Origin of the sequence: Proteus vulgaris (assembly GCF_016239305.1) — a bacterium.
GTDB lineage: Bacteria > Pseudomonadota > Gammaproteobacteria > Enterobacterales > Enterobacteriaceae > Proteus > Proteus vulgaris_C.
The window spans coordinates 15,414-40,829 of sequence record NZ_JAEHOQ010000016.1 but is presented as its reverse complement, the minus strand read 5'-3'; the positions used below and the strand labels follow the sequence as shown (position 1 = coordinate 40,829).

Annotated in this window: 24 protein-coding genes and 1 other annotated feature; of the genes, 17 read left to right on the top strand and 7 right to left on the bottom strand. The window is 37.8% G+C overall.

All coding sequences use genetic code 11. From position 1 onward, the window contains the following. Nucleotides 1–221 precede the first annotated feature (221 nt). The 6 genes from JEP40_RS12455 to artM all read left to right on the top strand — a co-directional run bounded on the left by JEP40_RS12455 (nt 222) and on the right by artM (nt 5,614). The gene (locus JEP40_RS12455) at nt 222–1,124 is read left to right on the top strand and encodes a lysine exporter LysO family protein (protein WP_198623815.1); all 903 of its coding nucleotides are present in this window, start codon (nt 222–224) and stop codon (nt 1,122–1,124) included. A gap of 52 nt (nt 1,125–1,176) precedes the next feature. After that, nucleotides 1,177–2,634: a DUF2867 domain-containing protein gene (locus tag JEP40_RS12450; protein WP_198623814.1), complete on the top strand. Its 1,458-nt coding sequence runs from the start codon at nt 1,177–1,179 to the stop codon at nt 2,632–2,634. A gap of 112 nt (nt 2,635–2,746) precedes the next feature. After that, on the top strand, nt 2,747–3,475 hold the full coding sequence (artP, locus tag JEP40_RS12445; protein ID WP_069368163.1) for an arginine ABC transporter ATP-binding protein ArtP: 729 nt from the start codon (nt 2,747–2,749) through the stop codon (nt 3,473–3,475). 14 nt (nt 3,476–3,489) lie between these two features. After that, nucleotides 3,490–4,224, top strand: a complete 735-nt coding sequence (artJ, locus tag JEP40_RS12440) for an arginine ABC transporter substrate-binding protein (RefSeq protein ID WP_198623813.1) — start codon at nt 3,490–3,492, stop codon at nt 4,222–4,224. A gap of 17 nt (nt 4,225–4,241) precedes the next feature. After that, entirely contained in the window at nt 4,242–4,946 is a 705-nt protein-coding gene (artQ, locus tag JEP40_RS12435; protein WP_198623812.1) for an arginine ABC transporter permease ArtQ, read from the top strand. Continuing rightward, nucleotides 4,946–5,614, top strand: a complete 669-nt coding sequence (artM, locus tag JEP40_RS12430; protein WP_198623811.1) for an arginine ABC transporter permease ArtM — start codon at nt 4,946–4,948, stop codon at nt 5,612–5,614. Before artQ ends, artM begins: the two co-directional genes overlap by 1 nt. A 96-nt stretch (nt 5,615–5,710) precedes the next feature. Here the strand turns inward: artM and JEP40_RS12425 are convergent, their stop codons facing one another. The 4 genes from JEP40_RS12425 to JEP40_RS12410 form a co-directional block, all read right to left on the bottom strand. After that, nucleotides 5,711–6,910, bottom strand: coding sequence for a multidrug effflux MFS transporter (locus JEP40_RS12425; RefSeq protein ID WP_198623810.1), 1,200 nt, complete (start codon nt 6,908–6,910; stop codon nt 5,711–5,713). Between the two features lie 106 nt (nt 6,911–7,016). Next, on the bottom strand, nt 7,017–8,150 hold the full coding sequence (rlmC, locus tag JEP40_RS12420) for a 23S rRNA (uracil(747)-C(5))-methyltransferase RlmC (RefSeq protein WP_198623809.1): 1,134 nt from the start codon (nt 8,148–8,150) through the stop codon (nt 7,017–7,019). 30 nt (nt 8,151–8,180) lie between these two features. Continuing rightward, a complete protein-coding gene (locus tag JEP40_RS12415; RefSeq protein WP_198623808.1) occupies nt 8,181–8,693 on the bottom strand; it encodes a YbjN domain-containing protein in 513 nt (170 codons plus the stop codon). Nucleotides 8,694–8,861: 168 nt separating this feature from the next. After that, a complete protein-coding gene (locus JEP40_RS12410; RefSeq protein WP_198623807.1) occupies nt 8,862–9,164 on the bottom strand; it encodes a YbjC family protein in 303 nt (100 codons plus the stop codon). Between the two features lie 171 nt (nt 9,165–9,335). Here JEP40_RS12410 and JEP40_RS12405 point away from each other — a divergent pair, with 171 nt between their 5' ends. Further along, nucleotides 9,336–9,599 carry a GrxA family glutaredoxin gene (locus tag JEP40_RS12405; protein ID WP_088493321.1) on the top strand — a complete coding sequence of 88 codons (264 nt, stop codon included), beginning with the start codon at nt 9,336–9,338 and terminating at the stop codon, nt 9,597–9,599. A gap of 254 nt (nt 9,600–9,853) precedes the next feature. On the opposite strand, the gene JEP40_RS12400 is transcribed toward JEP40_RS12405, so the two are convergent. Beyond that, the gene (locus JEP40_RS12400; protein WP_198623806.1) at nt 9,854–10,279 is read right to left on the bottom strand and encodes a secondary thiamine-phosphate synthase enzyme YjbQ; all 426 of its coding nucleotides are present in this window, start codon (nt 10,277–10,279) and stop codon (nt 9,854–9,856) included. Nucleotides 10,280–10,516: 237 nt separating this feature from the next. On the opposite strand from JEP40_RS12400, the gene ybjG reads away from it, so the two are divergent. The 4 genes from ybjG (at nt 10,517) to JEP40_RS12380 (ending at nt 16,895) form a co-directional block, all read left to right on the top strand. Beyond that, nucleotides 10,517–11,128, top strand: coding sequence for an undecaprenyl-diphosphate phosphatase (gene ybjG, locus JEP40_RS12395; RefSeq protein ID WP_198623805.1), 612 nt, complete (start codon nt 10,517–10,519; stop codon nt 11,126–11,128). Between the two features lie 910 nt (nt 11,129–12,038). Next, on the top strand, nt 12,039–13,355 hold the full coding sequence (locus JEP40_RS12390; protein ID WP_198623804.1) for an HAAAP family serine/threonine permease: 1,317 nt from the start codon (nt 12,039–12,041) through the stop codon (nt 13,353–13,355). Nucleotides 13,356–13,480: 125 nt separating this feature from the next. Next, a complete protein-coding gene (locus JEP40_RS12385; RefSeq protein ID WP_198623803.1) occupies nt 13,481–14,845 on the top strand; it encodes an L-serine ammonia-lyase in 1,365 nt (454 codons plus the stop codon). Between the two features lie 379 nt (nt 14,846–15,224). Continuing rightward, nucleotides 15,225–16,895 carry a formate--tetrahydrofolate ligase gene (locus tag JEP40_RS12380; protein ID WP_198623802.1) on the top strand — a complete coding sequence of 557 codons (1,671 nt, stop codon included), beginning with the start codon at nt 15,225–15,227 and terminating at the stop codon, nt 16,893–16,895. A 180-nt stretch (nt 16,896–17,075) separates the two neighbouring features. On the opposite strand, the gene JEP40_RS12375 is transcribed toward JEP40_RS12380, so the two are convergent. Then, nucleotides 17,076–18,278: a serine hydrolase gene (locus JEP40_RS12375; protein WP_198623801.1), complete on the bottom strand. Its 1,203-nt coding sequence runs from the start codon at nt 18,276–18,278 to the stop codon at nt 17,076–17,078. A gap of 157 nt (nt 18,279–18,435) precedes the next feature. Here JEP40_RS12375 and JEP40_RS12370 point away from each other — a divergent pair, with 157 nt between their 5' ends. Further along, nucleotides 18,436–19,056, top strand: a complete 621-nt coding sequence (locus JEP40_RS12370; RefSeq protein WP_198623800.1) for a glutathione S-transferase family protein — start codon at nt 18,436–18,438, stop codon at nt 19,054–19,056. On the opposite strand, the gene JEP40_RS12365 is transcribed toward JEP40_RS12370, so the two are convergent. Continuing rightward, nucleotides 19,053–19,874, bottom strand: coding sequence for an SDR family oxidoreductase (locus JEP40_RS12365; RefSeq protein WP_198623799.1), 822 nt, complete (start codon nt 19,872–19,874; stop codon nt 19,053–19,055). The genes JEP40_RS12370 and JEP40_RS12365 overlap by 4 nt on opposite strands. 356 nt (nt 19,875–20,230) lie before the next feature. Beyond that, nucleotides 20,231–20,361: a sequence feature (His leader region), on the top strand. A gap of 44 nt (nt 20,362–20,405) precedes the next feature. Here JEP40_RS12365 and hisG point away from each other — a divergent pair. From hisG to hisH, 5 genes are read left to right on the top strand one after another with little or no spacing between them, the layout of a single operon-like run. After that, on the top strand, nt 20,406–21,305 hold the full coding sequence (gene hisG / locus JEP40_RS12360; protein ID WP_198623798.1) for an ATP phosphoribosyltransferase: 900 nt from the start codon (nt 20,406–20,408) through the stop codon (nt 21,303–21,305). A gap of 6 nt (nt 21,306–21,311) precedes the next feature. Continuing rightward, nucleotides 21,312–22,640, top strand: a complete 1,329-nt coding sequence (hisD, locus tag JEP40_RS12355; RefSeq protein WP_198623797.1) for a histidinol dehydrogenase — start codon at nt 21,312–21,314, stop codon at nt 22,638–22,640. After that, entirely contained in the window at nt 22,630–23,712 is a 1,083-nt protein-coding gene (gene hisC / locus JEP40_RS12350) for a histidinol-phosphate transaminase (protein WP_198623796.1), read from the top strand. Before hisD ends, hisC begins: the two co-directional genes overlap by 11 nt. Nucleotides 23,713–23,758: 46 nt before the next feature. Then, entirely contained in the window at nt 23,759–24,826 is a 1,068-nt protein-coding gene (gene hisB, locus JEP40_RS12345; protein ID WP_198623795.1) for a bifunctional histidinol-phosphatase/imidazoleglycerol-phosphate dehydratase HisB, read from the top strand. Then, nucleotides 24,826–25,416, top strand: coding sequence for an imidazole glycerol phosphate synthase subunit HisH (hisH, locus tag JEP40_RS12340; RefSeq protein WP_109410081.1), 591 nt, complete (start codon nt 24,826–24,828; stop codon nt 25,414–25,416). Before hisB ends, hisH begins: the two co-directional genes overlap by 1 nt.

Genomic DNA, 25,416 nt, shown 5'->3' with positions numbered 1-25,416 from the left:
GTGTCGTAATAAAATTTACTCAACTATTCGATATATATCCAAATCGTTCGCTTTTCAAACAATTAAAGCCACTTATCCGTAAACATGTTAGGCTCATGGCTTCAATAAAAATTTTAGATTTATCTTAGCTTCTGTATCCACAACAACATAAGTAAATGTTATAATGCAGGCTACGTTATTAGTTTATTTTATAATTTGAGTGTGCTCAGTAAGGAATAGAAATGTTATCAGGGTTATTGATTATCCTACTTCCGCTTTTTGTAGGGTATTTGATTAAGTTAAACAATCGCCCATTACTTCATCTGGCAAACCGCCTACTTAGTGCGATGGTTTACGTTATCCTATTTCTAATGGGTGTCAGTTTAGCCATGTTAGATAATATTGGTGAAAATTTAGTCTCTATTCTTGCTTATGCCAGTGTTTTCTTTTTATGCACCTTTGGTGCGAATTTACTATTCTTATGGCTATTAGATAAAAAAGATCCTTGGCATGTCCCTGCACATAAGCAATCTAAACCACCATCACGCATAAAAATGGTACTTGAATCGCTACAATTATGCGGTGTCGTTGTTGTCGGTTTTTTTGTTGGCTTAACCGGTTGGTCTATTTTTCATTATGCATCCCATGCTAGCCAAGGTGCACTTATCTTCTTGCTGTGGTTAGTGGGATTACAATTGCGTAATAGCGGAATGAGCCCAAAACAAATTTTAATTAACCGCCGAGGAACAACCGTTGCCATCGTCATGGGTGTGAGTGCACTTGCTGGTGGTGCTTTAGCCGCTTATTTACTAGGATTACCGATGAAAATGGGATTAGCCATTGCATCTGGATATGGTTGGTACTCTTTATCTGGAATTGTACTTACCGATGCATTTGGCCCTGTTATTGGTAGTACTGCTTTTTTCAATGACTTAATGCGTGAATTAGCGGCTATTATGCTTATTCCTATCATTGTTAATCGTTATAGAAATACGGCATTAGGAATTTGTGGTTCAACCTCCATGGACTTTACGTTACCTGTTTTGCAAAGAAGTGGCGGTGTTGCCATTGTACCTGCGGCTATTGTGCATGGATTCGTGTTAAGCTTAATCACTCCAATATTAATGGCTTTCTTTACTTCATAGAAAAATCAGTAACAATAGAACAATAATGTTCTCTTTTTACAGTGGATTTACAATGAATCAACAGCGTGTATTAGTACTTGGTGCAAGTGGTCATATTGGTCAAAATCTTATTCCAGCTCTGATAAAACAAGGTCATCAAGTCACAGCAGGGGCGCGCAGAGTTGACTGGATGATGTCTCAAGGTTGGGAAAATACACGCTGTATTTTTGTGGATTTACATAATCCAGAAACCTTAAACAAAGTCATGCATGATACTGATATCGTGTACTACCTTGTTCATAGCATGGGTGATGCACATAATTTAGTTGAGCAAGAGCGTAAAGCGGCAATTAATGTTGTGGAAGCATTAGAAGGCACTGAAGTTAAACAAATAATCTTTTTAAGTGCCTTACAACATGAAGATCAACAATATTCCCCCCATCTCATCGCCCGAAAACTCACTGGTGAGGTATTAAGAACAAGCACTATTCCTGTGACTGAAATCCGAACCTCAATGATTGTCGGCCCTGGCTCTGCCGCCTTTGAGATTATGCGTGATATGGTTTATAACCTTCCTATTCTTACGCCTCCACGCTGGGTTCGTTCAAAATCTTCGCCGATTGCCTTAAAAAACTTAATTTATTATTTAACAGAAATTATCCATTATCCCGCACATCAACATCGTATTTTTGATGCCGGTGGCCCCGAATATATTAGTTATCAAACTCTTTTTGAGCGCTTTATTAAAATTTCAGGTAAAAAGCGTGTATTGATCCCATTACCTATGCCGGGCAGTCTTATTTCAGCTGGTTTTATCAGTATGATAACGTCCGTGCCAACTTCCATTGCTAAAGAGCTTATTCAAGGGCTCAAACATGATCTTCCTGCCAACGATGCTCCTTTACGCGAACTTATTCCTCAATCGCTAATTAAATTTGATGATGCCGTAAAAGAAACATTAGCTGATGAAGAAGCGGCTTTAGATAATCAGGATTGGGGATATTCTCCAGCGGTTCGTAATCGCTGGAAACCGGGTTACGGTTATTACCCTAAAAATGCAGGTTGTACGGTCTCAACACCCGCTAGTGCTGCATCTCTTTGGCATACAGTACAACAAATTGGCGGTGAGCAAGGTTACTTTTATGGTAATGCGCTATGGAAAACACGCGCTATTATGGATGATATGGTCGGAAATAAAGTTACTTATGGCCGACCGTCCAGGGACACATTAAAGCTTGGTGATATGATTGATGGCTGGCGAGTGATCAAACTAGAGCCAGAAAAACAACTTACCTTATTATTTGGGATGAAAGCCCCCGGTTTAGGTCGACTTTCTTTTACTATCCATGATAGTGGCAATCTTCGTTCAATAGATGTTCGTGCTTGGTGGCATCCTGCCGGTTTTAGTGGATTACTTTATTGGTTTGCGATGATGCCTGCGCACTTATTTATTTTCAAAGGTATGGCTAAAACTATAAGTACTAACGCTTACAATCTGGATAAAAATTCACCTAACAATGAAAAAAAATAGCTAAATTACCCATTTTTACGTAAAAAAACCACTTTATTATGCAGTTTTAGTTGCATAATTATTCTTACCGTTTTATTATTTGAACCAGTTAATGACTATTCAGAAAAAACGCATGAGTATTCAATTAAAAAACATAAATTGTTTCTACGGTTCGCACCAAGCACTCTATGATATTAATCTGGAATGCTCTGCTGGTGAAACAATGGTTCTATTAGGACCAAGTGGTGCAGGTAAGAGCTCACTAATGAGAGTTCTTAATTTATTAGAAATGCCACGTTCAGGCGAATTAGAAATTGCGGGTCTACATTTTGACTTTAGTCAACAGCCTAACGCAAAGGCAATTCGCTCATTACGCCAAAATGTGGGTATGGTATTTCAACAATATAATTTATGGCCACATTTGACGGTTCTTGATAATTTAATTGAAGCACCTTGTCGTGTATTAGGTTTATCAAAACCGCAGGCTAAAGAAAAAGCAATGAAGTTACTTGAGCGTTTACGTTTAAGTGATTATGCAGGACGATTTCCACTACATTTATCAGGTGGACAGCAACAACGTGTTGCCATTGCAAGAGCATTAATGATGGAGCCTCAAGTTCTCTTATTTGATGAACCGACAGCAGCATTAGATCCTGAAATTACAGCTCAAGTTGTTGATATTATTAAAGAGCTTTCTGAAACGGGTATTACACAAGTGATTGTGACCCATGAAGTTGAAATTGCACGCAAAGCCGCGAGCAAAGTTGTATATATGGAAAACGGCCGTATTATAGAGCAAGGTGATAACTATCGTTTCACAGCTCCACAAACGGAAGCTTTTGCTAATTACTTGTCACACTAAATCAGGATCAGACAATGAAAAAAATATTATTTGCAGCACTTCTGACCAGTATTACACTTTCTGCAACTGCGGCTGAGAAAGAGACAATCCGTTTTGCCACTGAAGCAACATATCCTCCATTTGAAATGATTGATGCGAATAACCAAATTGTAGGATTTGATGTTGATCTCGCTAATGCAATGTGTGCAAAAATTAATGCGGATTGTACCTTTACCAATCAGTCTTTTGATAGCTTAATTCCTAGTCTAAAATTCCGTCGTTTTGAAGCATTAATGGCGGGTATTGATATTACGCCTGAGCGTCAAAAACAAGTTGATTTCACAGATTCTTACTATGATAACTCCGCGGTATTTATTACAGTCACGGGTAAAATCTCTGATGTTGCTAGCTTAAAAGGCAAACAAATTGGTGTTCAGAATGGGACAACCCATCAGAAATTTATCAATGAGCAACACAAAGAAATGAAAACTGTTCCTTATGACAGTTACCAAAATGCAGTATTAGATCTTAAGAATGGTCGTATTGAAGCTATTTTTGGTGACACTGCAGTTGTAAATGAATGGCTGAAAAAGAATCCTGAATTAGGTATTGTAGGCGATAAAGTTGCAGATCCTAACTATTTTGGTACAGGCCTTGCGATCTCAGTAAGAAAAGGCAATGCTGATTTACAAGATAAATTGAACAAAGCATTAGCTGAAGTAAAAGCTGATGGCACTTATGATGTCATTTATAAAAAATGGTTTGAATAACAATAATAGCTTAATAAATGAATGAAATAACAACTCTAGCAGGTGCGGCCGTTACCACGGTCTCACTTGCTATTTCTGCTCTTATCATCGGATTAGTTCTCGCCATGTTGTTTACAGCATGGGAATCCGCGAGATGGAAAGCCTTTGCTTTCTTAGGAACATGCTGGGTAACACTAATCAGAGGACTACCAGAAATGCTGGTGGTTCTTTTTGTCTATTATGGCACCTTACAAGGTGTCATGATCTTAATGGATGGCATTGAATTAGGTTCTTTCACCCTGCAAATAGATTTTGGTAATACAGAATCTCTACCTTTCTATTGTGGTGTTATCGCCCTTTCACTTCTTTATGCTTCTTATGCTTCACAAACATTACGTGGCGCCTTAAAAGCAGTACCGACAGGGCAATGGGAAGCCGGCCAAGCATTAGGCATGGGTCGTATTACTATTTTCTTCCGCTTTATTATGCCTCAAATGTGGCGTCATGCTTTACCCGGTTTAGGTAATCAATGGTTAGTTTTATTAAAAGATACTGCTTTAGTCTCATTAATCAGTGTTAATGATTTAATGTTACAAACACAAAGTATAGCCAATAGAACTCAAGAGCCTTTTACTTGGTATAGCATTGTTGCACTGATTTATTTAGCCATTACGCTGGTCAGTCAATATATCCTGAAATGGTTAGAAATGAGAACAACTCGATTTGAACGGAGTGCCTCATAATGTGGGATTATATTGTTGATATTTTACCGGGATTACCAACCAGCTTGTCATTAACATTAGTGGCTTTATTGGTGGCATTTACACTTTCGGTTTTAATGACCTTTATTTTGGCATTAAAAACCCCTGTAATTACTCAAATTGTAAAAGCGTATATCACCTTATTTACCGGTACGCCTTTATTAGTGCAGTTTTTCTTAATCTATTATGGCCCAGGACAATTTCCTGCGTTGCAAAAATTCCCTATGATTTGGGAGTTATTATCAACACCTTGGTTTTGTGCCATGGTCACATTAGCATTAAATAGTGCCGCTTATTCAACCTTACTTTTCTATGGTGCAGTAAGAGCTATTCCGTCAGGACAATGGCAATCTTGCCAAGCATTAGGCATGTCACCAGTGCAAACAGCAAGGGTAATATTGCCTTATGCATTTAAACGTGCACTTTCATCCTATTCAAACGAAGTTGTATTGATATTTAAAAGTACCTCACTCGCCAGTACGATCACTTTGCTTGAATTAACGGGTTACAGCCGACAAGTATTTGGTCAAAGTTATGATGTGATGGTCTTTGTTGCCGCAGGCATTATTTATTTAGGCATCAACGGAATACTGACACTTCTAATGAGGTTGATTGAGAAAAAAGCCTTAGAATTTGAACATCGTAATTAAAAACACGTAAACCAAGCTATCAATAAAAAATATCCCAGAAGTTTTTACTCTGGGGTATTTTTTTTATCGCTGAATAAACAGTAGCAAATAATGGTTCTATTCTTGTGTAGCCTGTTTTTCTATTAACGCTTCTTTATGGCTTACTCGATAAGCATTCCACGCCAACAAGCTCCCGATTAACATGACAACGGCTAACGCTAATTTAGGTTGTACGGGTGATGCTAGTGCGGTTAAACCAAAAACAGCACCGCCTGCCATTTGGATAAAACCAACTAAAGCCGAGGCTATACCTGCCGTTTGCGAATACGGCTCAAGTGCATAACTTGTCGCAGGCCCCATAATAAAGGCTAATCCAGCACAAGCACTTGCTACAGGGAGCATATAAATCAGCCAATGGCTTTGTATTCCAGTAGGAATAAATAACAAGCTTAAGAATAAGCTCACACAGCCTAATCCCATTAGCCCGCCCCCTAAAATCAAACAAATAGGTCTACCAACACGGTGAATGACACGGTTTGCATAAAAGCTAACAAACATTATCCAAAAACCATTTACACCAAAAACGATGGAAAAAATCAGTGGTGATAGTTTCGCATCATTCATCAACACAATAGGAGCAAATGAAACGTAAGTTAACGCCATTCCCATTGTGCCCGCATTCACTAAAGCAAAAGTTAAAAAACGTTTACTGCACAATATCTCAAGGTATGTTTTACCTAATTTCTGTTTTGATTGGGCTGTATTATCGGGCTTAGTCTCTGGTAAAAAGCGAGTGATCAAAACTAGCACAAATACTGAGTAAAAAATTAAAAATCCGAAAGGCGCGCGCCATCCCCAATACTCAGCCAATAATCCACCTAATAAGGGTGCGAGAGCAGGAATAATATTTAAGGTGCCATTTAAAAAGCCGAAAACACGAGCAGCATCATTACCATTAAAACAGTCACGAACACAGGTAAAAGCCACAACGGAAGTACAACACACAGCAGACGCTTGTAATAATCGCGAAATAATAAAAAGCGTTGAGTCTGTTGAGATCGTTGCAATGATAGAACCCGCAATATAGATAAGGATCCCAATGATAGCGATAGGTTTACGACCAAACTTATCCACCAAAGGCCCTGATATAAGTTGCCCTACCCCCAACACTAAAATAAATAAAGCGATAGTTGATTGAATAAGGGATCCACTGCTTCCTAAATCTTGAGCAATAGCAGGTATGGTCGGTAAATAGAGATCGATCCCTAATGGTCCTAATAGCACCATTACTAATAACAACGCTTTTAAGTTCTGCATAAAATAGAATGCCTATCTAATCAAAAAAGAAAACGCCCGATGTAATCCATCGAGCGTTAAATACTTATTTATACTAACACCCATTACCTATTTTGTAATGAATATCTTAACTGTCTTGTAATACCAATAAGGTAAGCACTTCATAGTGAGCAGTATGAGGAAACATATCAAACAACTGCACTCTATCAATACGATAATGAGAAAGTTGCTGAATATCTTTTGCCATGGTTTGAGCATTACAACTAGAGTACAGAATAAAGTGAGGTTTCATTTTATTTAAATAGCCACACAATGCCTCACCGATCCCCCGTCTTGGCGGATTAACAAGCACTAATTCAGGTACTGACTCTTTAGCTAATGCATATCCTGTTGAATCTAAGGCTTGAAATTCAACATGCTCTAACCCTAATTCATGGGCTGATAAACGCGCACATTCTATTGCTTCAGGACTAATTTCAATTCCTGTCAATTGGGTTAATTTATCTGCACAATGCAACCCAAAGCCTCCTGAGCCACAAAACATATCCCACAAATGTGTGATATTTAATTCTCTTACCCAACGACCTGCAGTAGCATAAAGTGCTGAAGCAACCTCTGGATTAGTTTGAAAAAAGCCTCGAGGACGAATATATAATGGAATTTGATTAAAAGATTCATCCAAAAATGTTTTTTCAGTCAGAATAATTTCTTTTTCACCTTCAAGAATAGCCATATGAACAGGTTGAATATTCACAGAGATAACAGCTAATTGAGGCAGTTGTTCTTGTAACCACGGAAGTGTTTTGTGAAGTTGTTCTAATTTTTTTTCTGAGCGCAAAACAAAACGCAACATCATCGTGCCATTGCTTCTGCTTTCGGTTAATAAAATAAATTTAAGCTCACCACGACGACGTTCAATATCGTAAGGTACTAATCCTGCTCTCGCTATAAATATTTTTAAAATCGGAAATATCAGTGCAAAAGAGTCAGGATAAAGAGGACATTCGCATAAATCGACAGCCATACCCTCTCGTGTTTTTAGGCCTAATACTGGTTTTTCAACACTGCCACTGACTACCATTTTAGCTTTATTACGAAATTGCGCTTGCTGGCTTTCAACAGGCGCTAATTTATCAAAAGCATAATCTTCAGGTAGCAATGCTAATAAGCTGTGCTGTTTTTTCTTGATTTGTTCAGAATAAGCAAGAGAAAGCCATTCACAAGAATGACAATCACCCGCACTAAATCGTGCGCATTGCATAAGATTTTGTGACCGTTATGGAGATTAATATTAATGTACAGTATAGGAGGAGTCAGTTGATGAACTATTTATTTCAACTTCTTCTTCATCTTCTTCATTTTCGCTTTCTTGTTTTTCACCATACAAGAAACCATTATTAAAAATTTCACTGACAACTTCAGCCGATTGTTCTTCTGCTTTTTGTAAGAATAGATCAAACTGATTCAATGAGATCCCCGCTGCAACAGGGAATGATTGGCAGAATACTAATTTAGGTAAGTTTTCATCACTAATTTCTAAAAATGTTTTAATAAACAAAGAGCTTGCATTAATTTGGCTAAGATTAGCCATTAAAGGCACTATTGCTGAGGGTTTTAATTCAGCGATAGCGGTAAATACAAGCACATCTTCAAGAATATCAATTTTAGCGTCAAATATGCCGCTGATATATTGAAGATGTGGCAAATGTAACGCCTGACAAGAGTCACATTCATAATAAGCAATCTGTAGTTCATCAAGCCAAGATTTTAGCTGATCCAGATCGGGGGTAACAACAGCGTTCATTCAAATAACCTTTACGCGCTAAAGAAAAGAGTGCCTTTTGGCATTGAGGCTATTTTGCCACTTTTTCTATCTTGAAGGCACTAATAAATAGAAAAACTAAGAAAATTAAGCCAATTTACAAATTGGTTTTTCTTAGTTTTTCATGCTTTGTTGAGAGAAAACAGCACGCTATTCTTTGTTATTCTCTTTTTTCTTTTTATTATTCGCGGGGTTGTTATCAATACCTAAAAACGTTAAGCGATAAATCGCCCGCCATACAATATGAATAGAGGGTGGGATCATACAGATAACCCCCAAAACAACTAGTGTTAATTGCCCCGTGTAAGTCCCTAACCACAGCGGAGAAGTGATATATTGATTGATATACAAGTAAGCAACCACTAATAAAATAATCCCCACGATCTCTATGATTATGATGGGTTTTGGCATATCTGACAGTGATTTCATATCCCGTTTAGAAGGCTTTTCCATATTTTCTCCGCTAAATGCTGTATTGCAGTCCTATCTCATTATTCGGCAAATTGGTATAATTTATCACACTAAAAGGCAATAACTGTTTTTGTTTAGCCTAATAAAAGGGCATAGTATCAACCAATAAAGACTATTATGCCTGAATTTTATTTCCTCAATAAGGAGTGTCGTATGTTTGTTGTTATTTTTGGTCGTCCGGGTTGCCCATATTGTGTACGTGCTAAACAACTGGCTGAAACTCTGTCTGAAAAACGTGACGATTTTGATTTCCGCTATGTAGATATTCAAGCTGAAGGAATTACAAAAGCTGATTTATCTAAAACCGTCGGTAAAGAAGTTGAAACTGTGCCACAAATTTTCATTGATGAGAAACACATTGGTGGTTGCACAGATTTTGAAGCTTATGCTAAAGAAAATTTAGGCATCTACAACTAATTAAAAAAGCGCTAAAACAGCTTAATTTTCAATATGTTTTAGCGCTTTCCCTTTTTTATTTTACTCATTATCTCTTTATATTCCTTTCTTTCTAAAAAATAATTCTATTTTTTTTCATTAGTCAGCGAACTTTCTTTCTAACCCGGAGTCTGAATTAGTGCCACTGCTTTTCTTTGATGTCCCCAAATATTGAGGAGCCCGATAGTTTCAACCCCTTTGGTGAAATAACTGTCGGGTTTTTTATTGCCTGCAATCTAATAACAGTCACCTTGCAATGTCACAATAATATGACGACGGCCTCCACGGTTACGGTGCTCCCCAAGGTAAATCCCCTGCCAAGTTCCTAAATTAAGTTCACCTTGGCTAATAGGAATAGTGACGCTTTGCCCAAGTAAGCTACTTTTTATATGAGCTGGCATATCATCACTGCCTTCATAAGTATGAAGATAGTAATTTTCATTCTCTTTAACACTTTGATTAAAGAAGCTTTCAAAGTCACTTCGTACTGTCGGATCAGCATTTTCATTAATCGTTAATGAAGCCGATGTATGTTGAATAAAAAAATGAGCAATTCCGATTTTATATTGTCTTAGTTCGGGTAATTCTTGAATCAATGCCTGTGTAATTAAGTGGAACCCTCTCGGCCTTGCGTTGAGTATGATGTTTTTTTGGAGCCACATTTTTATACCTCGTTGAAAATAAGAAAAAAGAACAATGTGAGAGCAATACCATAAGCAAAATACTCTTTTTAAGAGTGCTTTAGCTCAGTTAAATCTAAAACTGACAATTCTTTTAAAAAAGCACAATTAAATAAGAAAAAAACACTTTACCCTTATTACTCCCTCATTTACCCTTAAAAACTTGCGTATTATGTATCACAAACATCGCTTATCAGCACGACATGTATGGAGCCTACTTTGCTGGAACAATTTAATTTAGCCGTATTTTCAATGATGAATGCAACACCTGCGGCATCTCCTTTCGAAATCGGTATGGCGATAATTATTGCTAAGTACCTTGTCTATCTTTTTCCTTTATCTTTAGTGTTCTATTGGTTATGGGGTAATGAAAAACATCTTAGCCAGCAAAGAACATTAGCCTGCAAAGCTGCGGTCTCTTTAGCTATTGCATTGTCTATCTCTTGGGTAATTGGTGCAATTGCTCCACATGAGCGTCCTTTCGCTGCTAATATTGGTCATAATTTCCTTGATCATGATGCAACGCCTTCATTCCCTAGCAACCACGGTACGTTTGTTTTTACCATTGCATTAGCTTATCTGTTTTGGCATAACAGTAAACGTATTGGTTATATCATGCTAGTTTTAGGCCTGGCGATTGCTTGGGCTCGTATTTACCTTGGCGTGCATTGGCCAATCGATATGATAGGTGCCTTTATTGTGGCTCTGCTTTCTTGTGGCTTAAGTCAGATGTTCTGGTCTAAGGGTGGCAATATACTCCAAAAATGGGTACAACAGCTTTATCAACTCTGTTTTGCTTATCCTATTCGTAAAGGTTGGACAAAAGCCTAATCTTTCTTGCATTGAAAAAGACTACATTTATTGTGGTCTTTTTTATATTTAACTTAAGTAAACTCCCTTTTTGATATATTAATATATAAATAAAAATATCCTCTATAATTATATTATTTGTCCAAAAAATAAATATGTTGTTATTTTAATCAAAATGAATTTTTTATATTCGTTATATAGCAATGTATCAAACTCATTTATTAACAAATTTATTGTTGTAATAATAAACAATATTCTACTTATGATTGAATTATTGCTATATTTATTTCATAGAATAAATGAAATTCATTAATAAATAATCGTATTCCCTTATTTTCATATTCTTTTGCCTAGTTTTACACAAAAATAAAATAAAATATTTAATAGTTATATATCAACAAGATATAAAGTTAATATAATGTTTTAATTGTGAATAAAAATAACCAAATTGATTTAAATCATTTATCTTATAAGAAATAAAAAAGCCTGAATTTAATCATTAACATATGAACATTTTGCTATTTGGCTTTATTTTCGCTCCCAATTAAAAATGGAAAAGTATTTCAAAATGTTTTAAAAACCTCCTCTAAAAACACAAAATATAAAAAATGTTACATTTTTAGGTTTTTCAGTTATATTTAGCATTTGAGATGGTGATCACGGTAGTTTATCCTGAAAAACACTATATTCTGCACCTCTTAAGTCTGGATATAAACTTATCGAATATTTTTTCAAATTTTAGAAGAGTCTAATTCTTTTGAAATTTAAAGATTTTAGTATGTGGTAATTGAAGATATTGAGATAACACCAGGTACTCAATGCACTCATTTATTCATAATTAAATTTATGTCGTGATTGTTTCTGAAAAGAAATAAAATCGCGCTCTTATTTTTATTCATTATTTTTTTACCGCGTTATTTCGGAGAGTATTATGGATACAACCAAAGCTGGTTCTATCGCATCGGGTAACACCCAAGGTGATTACAAAACATGGCGTAAGTCAGATACTGTATGGATGTTAGGTTTATATGGTACGGCTATCGGTGCTGGCGTTCTATTTTTACCTATCAACGCAGGGATCGGTGGTTTAATTCCTTTGTTGATCATGTTAGTGCTTGCATTTCCAATGACCTTCTTTGCACACCGTGGTATGTGCCGCTTTGTGTTATCAGGTAAAAACCCAGGGGAAGACATCACTGAAGTTGTTGAAGAACATTTTGGTAAAACAGCAGGTAAACTGATTACTCTGCTCTATTTCTTTGCTATTTATCCTATTTTATTGGTTTATAGTGTTGCTATCACCAATACAGTAGAAAGCTTTATTGTGAACCAAATGCACATGTCTGCACCACCTCGTGCAATTTTATCACTGATACTGATCGTCGGTATCATGTCGATTATTCGCTTTGGTGAACAAGCTATCGTTAAAGCAATGAGCGTGTTAGTGTTCCCATTTGTTGCAGTCTTGATGGTTTTAGCACTGTATCTTATTCCTGAATGGAATGGCGCAGTACTTGATACTCTCTCTTTTGATCACGCAACAACATCAGGCATGGGTCAAGGTCTATTAGTCACACTGTGGTTAGCTATCCCTGTAATGGTGTTCTCTTTCAACCACTCACCAATCATCTCTGCTTTTGCAGTTGCAAAACGAGAAGAATACGGTGAAAACGCTGAGAAAAAATGTTCACGCATTTTAGCTTATGCACACATCATGATGGTTATCACTGTTATGTTCTTTGTGTTTAGCTGTGTATTTAGCTTAACACCAGAAAACTTAGCAGAAGCAAAAGCACAGAATATCAGTATCCTGTCTTACCTTGCTAACCATTTTGAAGCGCCAGTTATCGCTTATATTGCTCCATTTATTGCTTTCGTTGCGATTACTAAATCTTTCTTAGGCCACTACTTAGGTGCTCGTGAAGGTTTCAACGGTTTAATTATCAAATCACTGCGTGAGAAAGGTAAAACAATCGAAAAAGATCGTTTAAACAAAATCACTGCACTGTTTATGCTGGTTACAACGTGGATCGTTGCAACGTTAAACCCAAGCATCTTAGGTATGATTGAAACATTAGGTGGTCCAATTATCGCAATGTTACTGTTCCTGATGCCTATGTATGCAATCCGTAAAGTACCAGCGATGAAGAAATACGAAGGCCATATCAGCAACGTATTCGTTGTAATCATGGGTCTTATCGCAATCTCAGCAGTTTTCTATAGCTTAATTAACTCTTTCGTGGGCTAATAAGGCATCTAATGGCTACTTTCGTAAAAGAAAGTAGCCATTACAAATTTAGACTTCAAAACTGACACTTATCACTCTAATAATCACACAGTTGCGCCTTTAAATTAATTAGGGAGGCGAATATTATGGTTAGCGTCTTTGATATTTTTAAAATCGGTATCGGTCCTTCAAGTTCACACACTGTAGGCCCAATGAAAGCAGGTAAAGAATTCGTTGATATCCTTGCTGACAAAAATCTTCTCTCCTCTGTTTCCCGCGTTATCGTTGATGTTTATGGCTCTTTATCTTTAACAGGTAAAGGTCACGCAACTGATATTGCTATTATTATGGGATTAGCAGGAAATTTACCAGATACCGTCGATATAGATTCTATTACCCCATTTATAAAACAAGTAGAAACAACCGGTCGCTTAATGCTAGCAAATGGCATTAAAGAAGTGGATTTTCCTGTTGATGGTGGTATGAACTTTCACAAAAGCAATTTACCCCTCCATGAAAATGGCATGACCATTACCGCTTATAATGGTGAACAGGTTCTGTTGAAAAAAACCTATTATTCTATTGGTGGTGGTTTTATTGTTGATGAAGAACATTTTGGCCAACCTGAAGAAAATACGGTTCAAGTCCCTTATCCTTATCAATATGCGGCTGATTTACGTCGCCATTGTAAAGAAACAGGTCTCTCTTTATCTGCATTAGTGATGCAAAACGAATTAGCATTGCGTAGCAAAGAAGAAATTTCGGCTCATTTATCTGCGGTTTGGGAAGTGATGAAGTCCGGTATTGAGCGCGGTGTAAATACCGAAGGCTTATTACCAGGGCCATTACGGGTACCGCGCCGTGCTTCTGCATTACGTCGTATGTTGGTAACAGAAGATAAAACTACAACCGATCCTATGACTGTTGTTGACTGGATCAATATGTTTGCCCTTGCCGTCAATGAAGAAAATGCGGCTGGTGGACGTGTTGTAACAGCCCCAACAAACGGAGCATGTGGCATTATCCCTGCGGTACTTTCTTACTACGATAAATTCATTCGTCCTGTAAATGAAAATTCTTATACTCGCTTTTTCTTAGTCGCGGGTGTTATTGGTTCTCTTTACAAAATGAATGCCTCAATTTCAGGTGCTGAAGTCGGCTGTCAAGGTGAAGTCGGTGTCGCTTGTTCAATGGCTGCTGGCGCATTAACAGAACTTTTAGGTGGCAGCCCAGAGCAAGTTTGTATCGCTGCTGAAATTGCAATGGAACATAACTTAGGTCTTACCTGCGATCCAGTTGCAGGACAAGTACAAGTTCCTTGCATTGAACGTAATGCCATTGCAGCTGTACAAGCTGTAAACTCATCTCGTATGGCGTTACGTCGTGTCAGCGATCCTCGTATTTGTTTAGATAAAGTCATCGAAACCATGTACGAAACAGGTAAAGATATTAATGCTAAATATCGTGAAACCTCTCAAGGTGGATTAGCAATTAAAATTTCTTGTGACTAATTTAAGGTTCTCAAATACAGAGAGTCATTATCGATAAGGCGCTGATCTCAGCGCCTTTTTTATTATCAGAAATCAAGAATGATGCTCTTCTCTTTGAATATCTTTTTTTGGATGAGATTAAATTATCATCCTTAGTTAAAATACGTGTAGAAGAAAAAAACTCGATATTGAAAACAGAAATATCACTCAATATAAGTAGCAAAATGTCAAAAATAGGAGTCTGTTACAAAAATTATTTAAAGGGTGTGACGATAAACACGTTATCGAATAGAAAATAATTACAACTTAATCAATCTATTGGCCTTATTTAGATCCTTGGCTACAGTTGATAAGTAAAGATCACTAGAGACATCAAAAGCGGGATAAAAAGAGAACTAAAATGAAATCAGATATTCAAATCTCCCAAGAAGCACACCTCTTACCAATTCAAGACATTGCTAAAAATTTAAATATTGATCAAGACGATATCGAGTTTTATGGCAAATATAAAGCCAAATTTAGCCATAGTATTTGGTCTAAAGTTGCTACAAAAAAAACAGGAAAACTCGTTTTAGTTACCGCAATTAATCCCACTCCTGCTGGCGAAGGCAAAACAACAGTCACCGTTGGGTTAGGACAAGCTCTTAACCATATTGGGAAAAACGCCATTATTGCATTACGAGAACCCTCATTAGGCCCTTGCTTTGGGATCAAAGGTGGGGCTGCCGGGGGCGGTTATTCTCAAGTTGTGCCAATGGAAGATCTTAATCTTCATTTTACTGGCGATTTTCATGCGATTACATCAGCAAACAATTTACTGGCAGCCATGCTTGATAACTCCATTTATCAAGGTAATCCTTTAAATATCGATCCTAAGAAAATCATATTTAAACGTTGTATGGATATGAACGATCGCGCTTTACGAAATATTGTTGTGGGATTGGGTGGCGAAAAAGACGGTATTACAAGAGAAGACAACTTTGTTATTACTGTTGCTTCTGAAATTATGTCAATCCTATGTTTAGCTGAGGATATTCAAGATTTAAAACAAAGACTTTCTCGGATCATTGTTGCCTATTCTTACAATGACGACCCTATTACTGCCAACGATTTACAAGCCGTTGGTGCAATGGCTAGTTTATTAAAAGATGCTATTAACCCTAATCTAGTGCAAACACTCGAAAATACACCTGCGATTATTCATGGAGGCCCATTCGCCAATATTGCCCATGGTTGCAATAGTGTAAGAGCAACAAAATTAGCACTTCAACTTGCTGATATCACAATTACAGAAGCCGGCTTTGGCGCTGATTTAGGGGCTGAAAAATTCTTTGATATAAAATGCCGAATGAGTGGATTACACCCTGATTGCGCAGTGATTGTTGTGACTACAAAAGCACTAAAATACAATGGTGGCTTAGGTAAAGGCGAATGGAATAATGAAGATTTAGCCGCGCTTGAAAAAGGAATTGTTAATCTAGAAAAGCATATTGAAAACCTTAAAAAATATGGCTTACCTGTAATTATTTCGCTTAATGCCTATATTACCGATAGTGTTACAGAACATCAGTTTATCGAGCAATTTTGTCTAGATAGAGATTGTCGATTTGCAATTACTAAAGTGTGGGAAAAAGGAGGCGCAGGCGGTATTGAATTAGCCAATCAAGTCATTGACACACTTAAAAATGAACATAGCCAATTTAAATTAATTTATCCTGATAATGCCTCGCTTAGTGAAAAAATTGATACTGTCGCAAAAGAAATCTATGGGGCAAATAATGTGACTTATAGCCAACATGCTCGCAAAATGTTGGAAAAAATAGAAAGTATGGGGTTCGGCCATTTCCCAGTATGTATGGCAAAAACACAGTATTCACTCTCAGATAATCCCGCTTTATTAGGTCGCCCTACTGACTTTACGATAAATGTACGTGAAGTATACGTATCTGCTGGCGCTGGCTTTGTTGTCGCATTAACAGGCTCTATTACAACCATGCCTGGATTACCAAAAATCCCAGCCGCCATTGCCGTTAATGTTGATAATCAAGGCAAAATTGATGGGCTGATTTAAGCGCTAAAGTGTGCAATCTTTTTATTTCATTAAATATGAAAAAACACCCCAAAGTTGGGGTCCAACTTTTGGGGTGCAGTTCATTATTTCAATTACGGATTTTTTGTACAAAAACAACAGCTAATCTTTCTTTATGGGTGAAAATCTCAGTAACGCATTGATAAAACTATGATTGATAAATTAACCAAAAATAGCGTTAAACCAGCCAGATACTGTTTTAACCACAAAATCCCAGATACGACTAAAGAAACCACCTTCTTCAACCGCTTCTTTTACAACTAAAGGACGTTGTTCAATCACTTCATCATTTAATAAAAAGTTAACTGTACCCACTACCTGATTTTGTGTTAATGGTGCTTCTAATACTGGATTGGTTAAAGTAAACGAGGCTTTTAAATTTTTCAGTTCACCTTTAGGAATAGTGATTGATGCATCATTAGCTACACCTAAAGCCACTTCTCCTTTATCGCCATACCATACTTTTTGTGTTGTTAGTGGTGTATTTCCCTTAACCGGAGTTACTGTTTCAAAAAAACGGAAACCCCAGCCTAATAATTTTTCACTTTCAGCAAAACGGACTTTATCTGATGGTGTTCCTAAAACAACTGCAATTAGGCGCATATCACCTTCAGTTGCCGAAGATACAAGGTTATATCCAGCACCACTCGTATGACCTGTTTTCACACCATCAACATTCATATTTTTATTCCACAATAAACGGTTGCGGTTTGGCTGGCGAATATTGTTGAATGTGAATTCTTTTTCTTTATGTATTTCGTATTCTGATGGAACATCACGGATCATAGCCGCTGTTAACAGTGCCATATCTTGCGCTGTTGTATATTGCCCGTCAGAATCTAATCCATGGACTGTTTTAAAGTGCGTATTTTTTAAACCTAGGTTGTTAGCATAGGAGTTCATTAAATCAACAAAGGTTTCCTGACTACCCGCAACATGTTCAGCTAATGCGATACTAGCATCATTACCCGATTGAATGACCATACCCCGATTTAAATCAATGACTTTGACCTGATCACCCGGTTTCAAGAACATCAATGATGAACCTTTTAATACCGGATTACCTGTTGCCCATGCATTACGCCCTACTATCACCATATCATCTGGCGACATCCGCCCTTCTTTGATGGCTTGTCCAACCACATAGCTACTCATGATTTTTGTCAAACTTGCGGGATCTAAACGCTCATCGGGCTTTTCCGATGCCAGAATTTTTCCGCTGTTGTAATCCATTAATACATAAGATTTTGCCTCTATTTGAGGAGGTACAGGATTATTTACCGCAAATGAAGGACTAGAAATAATTAGCAGTAAACCCATTCCCGCGGTAACCTTACCCAGAACAGATGGAATATTTTTTTTCATTACCGATCACCCTTTTATATCAATTTGTTAAAGCTTTCCTACTATATGGCTTTCTGGAATAAGACGCCAACATTGATATATAGAGATTTATCTTATATTCATATTTAGCGCCCTATAGAGGGAAATTTTATTACTTATCGTGGTTTAGGAGACCTTTATGTTAAAAGTCTGGGGTAGAAAAAACTCATCTAACGTTAAAAAAGTTCTTTGGTGCTTAAAGGAGTTAAACGTTCCTTATGAGCAAATTGACGTTGGTGGCCCATTTGGTGGACTCAATGAAGCAAATTATTTAGCGATGAATCCCAACGCTTCTATTCCAACATTACAAGATGATGACTTTGTTTTATGGGAGTCTAATACCATTATTCGTTATTTATGCGCAAAATATGAAAATAACACGTTCTATTCAATTGATCCTAAACAACGAGCAAATATAGAAAAATGGATGGATTGGTCAAATGGTAGCCTATTTTCACCCATTCAACAAATGATGATAATGATTGTTCGTACACCTAAAGAGCAACAGAACCCCGAGCTCGTTGAAGCATTAAAAGAAAGGCTTAACAAACTGATCAAAATTGCAGATAACCAACTGGCAAAAACAACTTATTTTGCTGGAGATGAAATCTCACTTGCCGATATGGTTATCGCACCATTGGTTTATCCATGGCTCGAGGTTTGTAAAGATAGACCTCACTTCCCACATATTGAGCGCTGGTTCGCACAATTAAGTGAAAGATCTATTTTCCGTGATGTCGTGCTACTACCTGTAAGTTAATTCATTGGCATTTTGTCGGGATCTGGATAATGGTAATGGAATCCAAGATCTCGACAGATCTCCTGACCGTCAATCTCCCGTATTAACGGCTTCTCTTCATCTGCAAATTCAGGAGGAATTAGATCAAGTAGAGAGGATACTCTTGGGTAAAAATCTTTCTTCTTAGGATGGATTGGGGCACATAAATTATATAAATGACCACCTTCATTTTGTGCAAGCAGTTGCTCAATCGCAAAAATTACATCATCTAAATGGACTAAATTGACACACTGATGTGCACCTTTGACCTGTTTTTTACCCGATAAAAAACGTCCTGCATGACGGCCGGGGCCAACTAACCCAGCCAATCGAAGAATATCCACCGTGGTTAACGGTAAACGATGTAACCAGTTTTCAACTTCAGCTAACATTTTTGCGGATTGTGTTTCAGGCCGAATATCCATTTCTTCCGTGATATTACCTGTTTGGTTGCCATATACAGAAGTAGAACTTATGTAAATTACTCTTGTAACATGGCGAGACATTGCACTATCCACTAATGTTTGAATAGCTTCAACATAATCATAACCACCACCAGCGGCACTTGGTGGCAAAGTGATGATCAATACGTCAGTTTCCATTAAGTAATCAAAATCATCTCTATCACATTCAATTGCGGGTGTTAAATTCACTAAACAGCAATCAACGCCACTCATTCTTGCTGCTTCTACGCCATCTTCGGTGGTTTTAGTCCCTTTAACTTGATAACCTGCATCACGCAACGCAACAGCAAGTGGTAAACCTAACCAACCTAATCCAACGATGGTTATTCGTTTCATTTTGCTCCCCTACTTAAATGGCTTAGTTAAAGTATGCTATAAAATTTTCATTTCGCCATTACATATAAATACTACTTATATTTCGTTAATTTTTAGCATACCCCTATATACTCGCTCACTTATCGCATTAAGTAAATAAGAGAAATATTAAAATAGCATTAAAAACAAAAGGTTACAAAATAATTAAATTATTATTAAAAAATAGGTTGCTTTTCACTTTGCAAATCATGTAGGTTGAAAGGCAGACAAATTCTAAATGTTGGTTACTAAATACAAATTAATAGTAACGAGCATATCAAATAACAATTAGTGTAATTAGCTAGGAAAATAATTATGTATAGCATTCAACTAAACCACCATCATCACCATCATCCTGACTAGTCTTTCAGGCGATGAGTGCTGGAAGACGTTTAAGAAACGCTTCCGGTGGTCTGAATGCAGACAAACAATAAAAACCCCGGAAGGCAACTTCCGGGGTTTTTTTATAGCTAATTTTCAAACAAAAAATTGAGACAAGGACAGGGTAATATTATGTTAGACAAAACAAGATTAAGAATTGCAATGCAAAAATCAGGTCGTTTAAGTGATGAGTCTCGCGCCCTTTTAGCACGCTGTGGCATCAAAATTAACTTAAACCAACAGCGTCTGATCGCTTATGCGGAAAATATGCCAATCGATATTTTACGTGTAAGAGATGACGATATTCCTGGCCTGGTGATGGACGGCGTGGTTGACTTAGGAATTATTGGTGAAAACGTATTAGAAGAAGAGTTATTAAAACGTCGCGCACAAGGCGAAAAACCAAGCTATCTCACTCTACGGCGTCTTGATTTTGGTGGTTGCCGTTTATCTCTTGCGACCCCTGTTGATTTCGACTATCAAGGTGCTGAATGCCTAGATAATACACGTATAGCCACCTCTTACCCCAATCTGCTAAAACGTTATCTAGACCAAAAAGGTATCAAATTTAAATCATGTCTATTAAATGGCTCTGTTGAAGTTGCTCCTCGTGCTGGTCTTGCTGACTCTATCTGTGACTTAGTTTCTACTGGTGCAACATTAGAAGCTAACGGTTTAAAAGAAGTTGAAGTTATTTATCGCTCAAAAGCGTGCTTGATCCAACGCGACGGGGAAATGGAGGCCGACAAACAAGCTCTTATCGACCGTTTACTAACGCGCATTCAAGGCGTTATCCAAGCTCGAGAATCAAAATACATTATGTTACACGCACCAAGTGATTGCCTCGAAGATGTCATTGCGTTACTTCCTGGTGCAGAAAGACCAACTATTCTGCCTCTTGCAGGTGACCAAAATCGCGTTGCAATGCACATGGTCAGTAGCGAAACCCTATTCTGGGAAACAATGGAAAAACTAAAAGCATTAGGTGCAAGTTCAATTCTTGTTTTACCAATTGAAAAAATGATGGAATAAGGTGAAATGATGAAAACGGGTTTTAATACATTAACTTACTGGAATGAATGCACGCAAGAACAACAACAAGTGCTATTAACTCGCCCTGCTATTTCAGCATCCGGTTCAATTACAGAACAAGTAGCTAGCATCATTTCACAGGTACGCAATGATGGGGATAAAGCGCTTAAAGCACTTAGCCAAAAATTCGATAAGGCAGCGCCGGAAAGTGTATTGGTGCCAAAAGCACAAATTAATGAAGCCACAGCAAGACTGAATAACGAAATAAAACAAGCAATAGCACAGGCGATGAATAATATTCGCCGTTTTCATGAAGCTCAAATTCCTAACACTATTGAAGTGGAGACTCAATCTGGCGTATTTTGCCAACAAGTAAGTAGACCCATTGATGCAGTAGGGCTTTATATTCCTGGTGGTTCAGCACCATTACTTTCAACCGTAATGATGTTAGGTATCCCAGCGCGTATTGCGGGTTGTCGCAAAGTTATTCTTTGCTCGCCTCCTCCTATTGCTGATGAAATTTTATATATTGCTCAACAAATTGGTATTGAGGAAATTTTCCAAGTAGGTGGTGCGCAGGCGATTGCGGCAATGGCGTTTGGTACAGAGTCTATCCCTAAAGTAGATAAAATCTTTGGCCCTGGAAATGCTTATGTTACAGAAGCCAAACGTCAAGTTAGCCAATCACTACAAGGGGCAGCTATTGATATGCCAGCAGGCCCTTCAGAAGTTTTGGTGATTGCTGATGCAGATGCAAACCCTGCATTTATTGCAGCTGACTTACTGTCGCAAGCAGAGCACGGCCCTGATTCACAAGTCGTGTTATTAACCCCAGATGAAACATTAGCCAAAGCAGTTATTGCTGAAACTGAAGCACAACTTACTCAATTAAGCCGAGCTGAAATTGCCAAACAAGCTTTAGCTGAAAGCCGAGTCATTATTACTCGTGATCTCAATCAGTGTATTGAAATCAGCAATAGCTATGGTCCTGAGCATTTGATTATTCAAACTAATGATGCTGATACACGTGTTGATAGTATTACCAGTGCCGGTTCTGTTTTTCTTGGTGCTTGGTCTCCTGAATCTGCGGGAGATTATGCTTCAGGCACTAATCATGTTCTACCGACTTATGGTTATACCTCAACCTACTCAAGTTTAGGTTTGGCTGACTTTATGAAGCGAATGACCGTACAAAAACTCACGGCAAAAGGTTTATCTGATTTAGCACAAACTATTGAAATATTGGCGCAAGCTGAACAATTAACAGCTCACAAAAATGCGGTCACACTTCGTGTTAATGCTTTGGCTCAGGGGAGAAATAACGATGAAAAATGAATTTGATATCACCTCACTTGCTCGAAAAAATGTACGTGAGTTAACGCCTTATCAGTCTGCAAGACGTTTAGGAGGAAATGGTTCAGTTTGGTTAAATGCAAATGAATACCCTATTGCACCCGAATTCACTTTTAATGAAAAAAATTTAAACCGCTACCCTGAATGTCAGCCTGTTAATGTTATTAATCGTTATGCCACATACGCAGACGTTAATCCAAATCAAGTCTTAGTCAGCCGTGGGGCAGATGAAGCCATTGAACTACTTATTCGAGCTTTTTGTGAACCAGGTAAAGATGCTGTGCTTTATTGTCCTCCTACTTATGGCATGTATAGCGTAAGTGCAGAAACGTTTGGCATAGAACAACGTGTTATTCCTACACTCGCGGATTGGAGCCCTGATGTTAAAACAATGGCATTACAGCTTGATAATGTAAAACTGATCTATCTTTGTAGCCCTAATAACCCAACAGGGAACATTGTTAACCCTTCACTTATTCGTGATGTATTAGAGCTCGCTAAAGGCAAAGCTATAGTTGCAGTTGATGAAGCTTATATAGAATTCTGTCCACAAGCATCCATTGTTTCATGGCTTAAAGATTATCCGAATTTAGTTATTTTGCGCACATTATCGAAAGCATTTGCATTAGCTGGATTACGCTGTGGGTTTACGCTTGCCAATCCCCCCGTTATTGAATTATTACTAAAAGTGATTGCACCATATCCACTATCAACACCTGTTGCCGACATTGCAGCACAAGCATTAACTGAGGCAGGTATTGAGGTGATGAAAAATCGTGTTGCTGAAATATCTCGTAACAGAACGATTTTATCTAATGCGTTAAAAAAATTACCGAACGTCGAGCAGGTTTATAACAGTGAAACCAACTATATTTTAGTGAAATTCACTGATGCTAATCTAGTTTTCCGTACTTTATGGGAGCAAGGGATCATTTTACGCGATCAACAACGTCAATATGGGCTTAATGGTTGCTTGCGTATTTCTATCGGTACAGCCGAAGAATGTGATAGCGTGATTAATGCCATAAAAAATATTCAAACTGCAAACGTATAAAATATTAAAACGATAACAACAAAAATCACAATTGAGGGAGCTTACCATGAGCCAAAAAATTCTTTTTATTGACCGTGATGGCACTTTAATCACCGAGCCACCTACAGATTATCAAGTTGATAGACTCGATAAACTCGCCTTTGAAAATGGGGTGATCCCTGCACTGATCGCCCTACAGAAGGCCGGTTACAAGCTTATTATGATCACAAATCAAGATGGATTAGGCACAGAAAGTTTTCCTCAGGCGGATTTCGATCCTCCACATAATTTGATGATGCAAATTTTGTCATCACAAGGAATAACCTTTGATGATATTTTAATTTGTCCTCATAAACCTGAAGATAACTGCCCTTGTCGCAAACCTGAAACAGGGCTTGTAACACAATACTTAGTTGATGGCGCACTCGATAAAGATAACAGCTATGTTATTGGTGATAGACAAACAGATATTCAGTTAGCTAAAAATATGGGTATCAAAGGCTTACTTTATAATACCAATGAGCTCAATTGGGCTGTTATCACAGAACAACTCACAAAAAAAGATCGCTACGCTCACGTTGAACGTAAAACAAAAGAGACACAAATTGCTATTGGTATCTGGCTTGATCGTGAAGGTGACAGCCAAATCAGTACGGGTGTCGGTTTCTTTGATCATATGCTTGATCAAATTGCCACTCACGGTGGTTTTCGCATGAACATCGATGTACAAGGCGACTTAGTGATTGATGATCACCACACCGTTGAAGACACTGGCCTAGCTTTAGGTGAAGCCCTTCGCGAAGCATTGGGTGATAAACGTGGTATTGCTCGCTTTGGTTTTACATTACCGATGGATGAATGCCTTGCAAGCTGTGCATTAGATATTTCAGGCCGTCCACACCTTGAATACAAAGCAGAATTTAAATATCAGCGTGTTGGCGATCTAAGTACAGAAATGATAGAACACTTTTTCCGTTCACTCTCTTACAGCATGGGTTGCACATTACATCTGAAATCAAAAGGCAAAAACGATCACCACAAAGCTGAAAGCTTATTTAAAGTCTTTGGTCGTACATTACGCCAAGCTATTCGTGTTGAAGGTAATACTTTACCAAGCTCAAAAGGTGTTCTGTGATGAAAGTAGTTATTCTCGATACAGGTTGTGCCAATTTAGCCTCTGTCGCTTATGCCGTTAAGCGACTTGGTTATGATCCCATTATTTCCTATGAAAAAAACGTTGTGCTATCTGCGGATAAACTCTTTTTACCCGGAGTAGGAACGGCTCGCGCAGCAATGGAACAACTGGAGGCTCGCGAATTAATTCCTTTAATTAAAGCGTTAACACAGCCTGTTTTAGGGATTTGTTTAGGTATGCAAATATTGGCTTCACTGAGTGAGGAAGGCAAAGGTGTCCCTTTATTAGGGCTAGTTGATGGCACAATTGATAAATTAGATACAGCAGGTTTACCATTACCTCATATGGGTTGGAATCAAGTATTAGCGAAACCTGCTCATCCCCTTTTTCGTTCTCTTGATAACGATGCTTGGTTCTATTTTGTTCACAGTTATGGTTTAGCATTAAATGAATCAACCATTGCCGAAACTGAATACGGCTCTCGTTTTAGTAGCGCAATTCAAAAAGATAACTTTTATGGTGTGCAATTTCACCCAGAACGCTCTGGAAAAGCGGGAGCTCAACTTATCAAGAATTTTTTGGAGATGTAA

Bases quoted from the DNA above. Each gene is read 5' to 3' on its own strand.
- JEP40_RS12415 (WP_198623808.1), bottom strand. From the start codon at position 8,693: ATGAACGCTGTTGTTACCCCCGATCTGGATCAGCTAAAATCTTGGCTT.
- JEP40_RS12370 (WP_198623800.1), top strand. From the start codon at position 18,436: ATGTTAAAAGTCTGGGGTAGAAAAAACTCATCTAACGTTAAAAAAGTT.
- artJ (WP_198623813.1), top strand. From the start codon at position 3,490: ATGAAAAAAATATTATTTGCAGCACTTCTGACCAGTATTACACTTTCT.
- JEP40_RS12365 (WP_198623799.1), bottom strand. From the start codon at position 19,874: ATGAAACGAATAACCATCGTTGGATTAGGTTGGTTAGGTTTACCACTT.
- JEP40_RS12385 (WP_198623803.1), top strand. From the start codon at position 13,481: ATGGTTAGCGTCTTTGATATTTTTAAAATCGGTATCGGTCCTTCAAGT.
- JEP40_RS12375 (WP_198623801.1), bottom strand. From the start codon at position 18,278: ATGAAAAAAAATATTCCATCTGTTCTGGGTAAGGTTACCGCGGGAATG.
- JEP40_RS12400 (WP_198623806.1), bottom strand. From the start codon at position 10,279: ATGTGGCTCCAAAAAAACATCATACTCAACGCAAGGCCGAGAGGGTTC.
- rlmC (WP_198623809.1), bottom strand. From the start codon at position 8,150: ATGCAATGCGCACGATTTAGTGCGGGTGATTGTCATTCTTGTGAATGG.
- JEP40_RS12410 (WP_198623807.1), bottom strand. From the start codon at position 9,164: ATGGAAAAGCCTTCTAAACGGGATATGAAATCACTGTCAGATATGCCA.
- JEP40_RS12425 (WP_198623810.1), bottom strand. From the start codon at position 6,910: ATGCAGAACTTAAAAGCGTTGTTATTAGTAATGGTGCTATTAGGACCA.
- JEP40_RS12390 (WP_198623804.1), top strand. From the start codon at position 12,039: ATGGATACAACCAAAGCTGGTTCTATCGCATCGGGTAACACCCAAGGT.
- artQ (WP_198623812.1), top strand. From the start codon at position 4,242: ATGAATGAAATAACAACTCTAGCAGGTGCGGCCGTTACCACGGTCTCA.
- artP (WP_069368163.1), top strand. From the start codon at position 2,747: ATGAGTATTCAATTAAAAAACATAAATTGTTTCTACGGTTCGCACCAA.
- artM (WP_198623811.1), top strand. From the start codon at position 4,946: ATGTGGGATTATATTGTTGATATTTTACCGGGATTACCAACCAGCTTG.
- JEP40_RS12380 (WP_198623802.1), top strand. From the start codon at position 15,225: ATGAAATCAGATATTCAAATCTCCCAAGAAGCACACCTCTTACCAATT.
- hisH (WP_109410081.1), top strand. From the start codon at position 24,826: ATGAAAGTAGTTATTCTCGATACAGGTTGTGCCAATTTAGCCTCTGTC.
- JEP40_RS12450 (WP_198623814.1), top strand. From the start codon at position 1,177: ATGAATCAACAGCGTGTATTAGTACTTGGTGCAAGTGGTCATATTGGT.
- hisD (WP_198623797.1), top strand. From the start codon at position 21,312: ATGATGAAAACGGGTTTTAATACATTAACTTACTGGAATGAATGCACG.
- hisC (WP_198623796.1), top strand. From the start codon at position 22,630: ATGAAAAATGAATTTGATATCACCTCACTTGCTCGAAAAAATGTACGT.
- JEP40_RS12405 (WP_088493321.1), top strand. From the start codon at position 9,336: ATGTTTGTTGTTATTTTTGGTCGTCCGGGTTGCCCATATTGTGTACGT.
- hisG (WP_198623798.1), top strand. From the start codon at position 20,406: ATGTTAGACAAAACAAGATTAAGAATTGCAATGCAAAAATCAGGTCGT.
- hisB (WP_198623795.1), top strand. From the start codon at position 23,759: ATGAGCCAAAAAATTCTTTTTATTGACCGTGATGGCACTTTAATCACC.
- JEP40_RS12455 (WP_198623815.1), top strand. From the start codon at position 222: ATGTTATCAGGGTTATTGATTATCCTACTTCCGCTTTTTGTAGGGTAT.